The organism is Streptomyces carpinensis (assembly GCF_002154505.1).
Taxonomy (GTDB): Bacteria; Actinomycetota; Actinomycetes; order Streptomycetales; family Streptomycetaceae; genus Streptomyces; species Streptomyces carpinensis.
This window is the reverse complement of record NZ_MUBM01000691.1, coordinates 1-1,672: the sequence shown is the minus strand read 5'-3', so window position 1 is coordinate 1,672 and position 1,672 is coordinate 1. Positions and strand designations below refer to the sequence as shown.

At 72.8% G+C, this 1,672-nt stretch carries 1 protein-coding gene; it reads left to right on the top strand.

The window, feature by feature from the left end; all coding sequences use genetic code 11:
* Positions 1 to 466: 466 nt before the first annotated feature.
* Positions 467 to 1,534 carry a cytochrome c oxidase assembly protein gene (locus tag BZY54_RS47940; protein WP_086731531.1) on the top strand — a complete coding sequence of 356 codons (1,068 nt, stop codon included), beginning with the start codon at positions 467 to 469 and terminating at the stop codon, positions 1,532 to 1,534.
* The last annotated feature ends 138 nt before the right edge of the window (positions 1,535 to 1,672 follow it).

Sequence of the window (1,672 nt, the reverse complement as noted above, 5' to 3'; positions counted from 1 at the left end):
CTCGCCCTCTTCCCGGCACCCTCCGACCACGAGAACGGAGGTGCCGGCGGCACGACCGTCGTCGCCTTCCGGACGGGTCAGGACCTCGACGCTCTGCTTCCTTCGCTGCGGCGTCTCGTGGAGGGCGAGGCCGCGGCCGGGCACTGAAAAGCGCCGATGCCGGCCTCCGGCCACGCCGACATCACGCACCCGGTCAACCGTTTCGCACCATGCGAGCGGAGGTGGGGGACAGGCTCGTCGTGGTCGATCGCTGACCTCCGGGTGACCCGTCCGGGTGGATCGTCGCCGGAGATCACGAACCCGTCGTGACCTCGATCAGGCGCGCCAGGGGGCGCCTGATCGGCGGCGCCGCACTCCAGGGCGCGGCGCCTCGGCGGCCACCCCCGACGCAGACCGCGCGCCCCGGGGGGATACCGTCCCGCAGAGGAACTGTGCCGACTCGTCCCCTCTGGGGCGAAGGAGAACGATGCGCATGATCGCCGACGCGGTGACCGATCTGTCCGCCGCGGCCGTCTCGAGCACGCGGATCGCCCAGGGCCCGGCGGAGCCGACCTTCGGCCGTGTGCTGTCCTCGTGGCAGCTGGACGTGCCGGCGCTGCTGCTGGTGGTCGTGCTGGGCGGGCTGTACGGCTGGGGTGTGCTGCGGCTGCGCCGGCAGGGCAGGCCCTGGCCGATGGCCCGTGTGGCGGCCTTCGCGCTGCTCGGGCTCGGTGCGCTGGTGGTGGCCACGATGTCGGCGCTGGCCGTGTACGACCACGTCCTGTTCTGGCCGGCCGCAGTGCAGAACATCCTGCTCGATCTCCTCGCGCCGCTCGGCCTGGCCCTGGGCGATCCCCTGCGGCTGGCCGTCGAGGCGCTGCCCGGTCCCGGGTCGGCGCGCGTTCGGCGCGCGGTCACCGGCCGGGTGGTGCGCGTACTGACATTTCCGCTGGTCAGTACGGCTCTGGTACTCGCCACCGAGCTGGTCGTCTACTTCACGCCGTACTTCGCCACCGCACTGCGCGTCGGCTGGCTGCACGAGCTGATGTATCTGCACCTGCTCGCGGCCGGATGCCTCTTCGTCATCCCGGTGCTCACCCACGAGCAGGCGCTGCCCTCCTGGTGCACGCATCCGGTGCGGGCCGCGCTGGTGTTCCTCGACGGGATCATCGATGCGGTGCCGGGAGTCGTCGTGATGACCCATGGCACCCTGATCGCAGGCGCCTGGTACCTGCACCACGCCCCCGCCTGGTCGCCCGACGTCCATCACGACCAGCAGATCGGCGGCGGCGCCATGCTGAGCATCGCCGAACTGGTCGCGCTGCCCTTCCTGCTGTCGATCCTGGTCCAGTGGGCCCGCACCGAGCGCGTCCAGAACGCGGCACTCGACCGCCGCCTCGACAGGGAACTGATCCGTGTCACCGCGCCGGCCGGCGAGCAGGCCCGGGGCGACAGCTCGGAGTCCGCGCCGGCTGCCGAGCGTGTACGCCCCTGGTGGGAGACCGAGCAGAACGACGTGGCCGCCAGGATTCGCCGCCAGCGCGGAGACGCCTGACCCGGTCCGCCCCGGGCCCGACGGAACGGCCCTCGCCCGTCCGTGTCACCCCGCCGGCCGGCGAGCAGGCCCGGGGCGGGAACACGGAGACCGAGCAGAACGACGCCGCCGCCAGGATCCGTGGCCGGTGCGCGGACG